Origin of the sequence: Streptomyces capoamus (assembly GCF_014654935.1) — a bacterium.
Classification (GTDB): Bacteria; Actinomycetota; Actinomycetes; order Streptomycetales; family Streptomycetaceae; genus Streptomyces; species Streptomyces capoamus.
The window spans coordinates 121249-124289 of sequence record NZ_BNBF01000020.1 but is presented as its reverse complement, the minus strand read 5'-3'; the positions used below and the strand labels follow the sequence as shown (position 1 = coordinate 124289).

Sequence of the window (3041 nt, the reverse complement as noted above, 5' to 3'; positions counted from 1 at the left end):
GAACCCGGCAATGAGCACGATCGTCCTTCGTTGTGTCGATTCACAGGCGGCTTCCGCTGCTGTCAGAGCCTACCGGCGCTGCCGTTTCCTCAGCGAACCCATATACGGTACGGGGCTACACGCAGCGGTCGGCTCACGAGCACTACGCGTTCCGCCCGACACACGACACGCATGAGGAGAGAACCCGGTGGTCAGCCAGGAGCAGCGGCGGCGTCAGCTCGCCCGGGAGAAGTTCTTGCGGCAGCAGCAGCGGCGCACCGAGGCGCGGCGCAAGTCCCGCGTGCGCAACTCCGTGATCGCGTCGGTACTCGGCGTGGTCGTGATCGGCAGCGTCGCCCTGTACACGACCGGGGTGCTGAAGAACGACGACGACAAGAAGACCAACGCCAGCGCGGAGGTCACCCCGAGCGCTACACCGACCAGCAAGGCGCCGGACCCCTGCGCCAAGCCGGCGGCCGGTTCGGCGAAGAAGCTGAGCTGGAAGAAGGAGCCGGCGATGACGATCGACACGTCGGCGAAGTACACGCTGAAGCTCGCGACGACGTGCGGCGACATCGGCGTGGCGCTGAAGACGTCGGCGGCCCCGCACACGGTCAACTCGTTCGACTTCCTCGCCGGCAAGGGCTACTTCGACCACACCAAGTGCCACCGCCTGACCACCCGGGGCATCTACGTCCTGCAGTGCGGCGACCCGCAGGGCACCGGCATGGGCGGTCCGGGCTACACGCTCCCGGACGAGAACCTCAAGGACAAGAGCCTGAAGAACAACACCTACCCGGCGGGCACGGTGGCGATGGCCAACACCGGCCAGAAGCACACCGGCGGCAGCCAGTTCTTCCTCGTTTACAAGGACAGCCAGCTGCCGCCGAGCTACACCCCGTTCGGCACCATCGACGCGGCCGGCATGAAGGTGCTGAACAAGATCGCCGCGGCCGGCGAGAGCACCGGCAACGGCGACGGGGCGCCGAACGCGACGGTCGTGATCGACAAGGCGACGGTCGGCAAGTCCTGAGGTCAGTCGGCAAGTCCCGAGGTCACCGCGGACGCGGTGGCCGCCGGCGGCGGGAACGGCCGGCCGCGGAATTTCGGTCGCGCTGGATGCGGACAGGCAACCCGCTGGTCGCCTATGTTGGCGGTGACGAAACTGTGGACGATGCCCGGGGGTGCTGAGGCCCCCGCAGGCATCATGTGGAGGAGGCGCTGTGAGCAGCGACCCGTGGGGCCGCGTCGACGAGACGGGGACCGTGTACGTGCGTACGGCCGACGGCGAGCAGGTCGTCGGTTCCTGGCAGGCCGGCTCTCCCGAGGAGGCGCTGGCCTACTTCGAGCGCAAGTACGAGGGCCTGGTTGTCGAGATCGGCCTCCTCGAGAAGCGCGTGCGGACCACCGACCTGTCGGCGAAGGACGCCCAGGCCGCCATCGACCACCTGCGCGAGCAGGTCGACGCCCACCACGCGGTCGGTGACCTGGACGCGCTGCGGGTGCGGCTGGACAAGCTCGTCGAGACCGTCGAGGCGCGCCGCGAGGAGCGCAAGGCGCAGCGGGCCAAGCAGTCCGACGAGGCCCGCAAGGCCAAGGAGGACCTGGTCGTCGAGGCGGAGCAGCTGGCCCGGTCCGACCAGTGGCGGGCGGCCGGTGAGCGGCTGCGCGCGCTGGTGGACACCTGGAAGGGCCTGCCCCGCCTGGACCGCAAGTCCGACGACGAGCTGTGGCACCGGTTCTCGCACGCCCGCTCGGCGTTCTCCAAGCGCCGCAAGGCGCACTTCGCGCAGCTGGACGCGCAGCGCGAGGAGGCCCGCCGTGTGAAGGAGCGGCTGGTCGCCGAGGCGGAGGCGCTGTCCGGTTCGACGGACTGGGGGCCGACGGCCGCCCGGTACCGCGAGCTGATGGCGGAGTGGAAGGCGGCGGGCCGCGCCCAGCGCGAGCACGAGGACGACCTGTGGAACCGCTTCCGCGGCGCCCAGGACGTGTTCTTCGCCGCCCGCAGCTCGGTGTTCGCCGAACGCGACGCGGAGCAGTCGGAGAACCTGAAGCTGAAGGAGGAGCTGGCCGAGGAGGCCGAGAAGCTCCTGCCGGTCACCGACCTGAAGGCCGCGCGGTCCGCCTTCCGTTCGATCAACGAGCGCTGGGAGGCCATCGGTCACGTCCCGCGGGACGCCCGGCCGAAGGTCGAGGGCCGGATGCACGCCGTCGAGCGGGCGATCCAGGAGGCCGAGGAGGCCGAGTGGCGCCGGACGAACCCGGAGGCACGCGCGCGTGCCGAGGGTCTGACCGGTCAGCTCCAGGCCGCGGTGGACAAGCTGAAGGCGCAGATCGAGCAGGCGCGCGCCCAGGGCAACAACGCCAAGGCCGACAAGCTTGAGAAGGAGCTGGAGGGTCGCCAGGCGCTCCTGGAGCAGGCTCTGAAGGGTCTGCAGGAGTTCGGCGGCTAATCCCCACCGAGACAGCCGAAAGGGCCCCGTACGCGCGTACGGGGCCCTTTTCGCGTGGCCGGTCCGCCCGGCGTGCGGCCACGGGCGTCGGCGTGCCGATTACGAGCGGGTACGCCCCGACGTCACGCGGTACACGTCGTACACGCCCTCCACGCCCCGCACGGCCTTCAGCACGTGGCCGAGGTGCTTCGGGTCGCCCATCTCGAAGGTGAACCGGGAGGTGGCCACCCGGTCGCGGGACGTCTGCACGGCCGCCGAGAGGATGTTGACGTGCTGGTCGGACAGGACCCGGGTGACGTCCGAGAGCAGGCGCGAGCGGTCCAGCGCCTCCACCTGGATGGCGACCAGGAAGACCGAGGACTGGGTGGGCGCCCACTCCACGTCGAGGATGCGCTCCGGCTCGCGGGACAACGAGTCGACGTTGACGCAGTCGCTGCGGTGCACCGACACCCCGCTGCCGCGGGTGACGAAGCCGATGATCGGGTCGCCGGGCACCGGCGTGCAGCAGCGGGCCAGCTTGACCCACACATCGTCGACGCCCTTGACGACCACGCCCGGGTCGGTGCTGGAGCGGCGCTTGCGGCCGCGGGTGCGCGACGGCGGGACCGC

General features: G+C 70.5%; 3 protein-coding genes. 2 read left to right on the top strand and 1 reads right to left on the bottom strand.

Translation table 11 applies throughout. From position 1 onward, the window contains the following. Nucleotides 1–187 precede the first annotated feature (187 nt). Together IE312_RS27905 and IE312_RS27900 are read left to right on the top strand one after the other, a co-directional pair. Nucleotides 188–1012, top strand: a complete 825-nt coding sequence (locus tag IE312_RS27905; protein ID WP_189985061.1) for a peptidylprolyl isomerase — start codon at nt 188–190, stop codon at nt 1010–1012. A gap of 190 nt (nt 1013–1202) precedes the next feature. Beyond that, on the top strand, nt 1203–2432 hold the full coding sequence (locus IE312_RS27900) for a DUF349 domain-containing protein (protein WP_189985060.1): 1230 nt from the start codon (nt 1203–1205) through the stop codon (nt 2430–2432). A gap of 99 nt (nt 2433–2531) precedes the next feature. Here the strand turns inward: IE312_RS27900 and IE312_RS42120 are convergent. After that, on the bottom strand, nt 2532–3041 hold a 510-nt coding region (locus IE312_RS42120; RefSeq protein WP_229900519.1), incomplete at its 5' end, for an ACT domain-containing protein.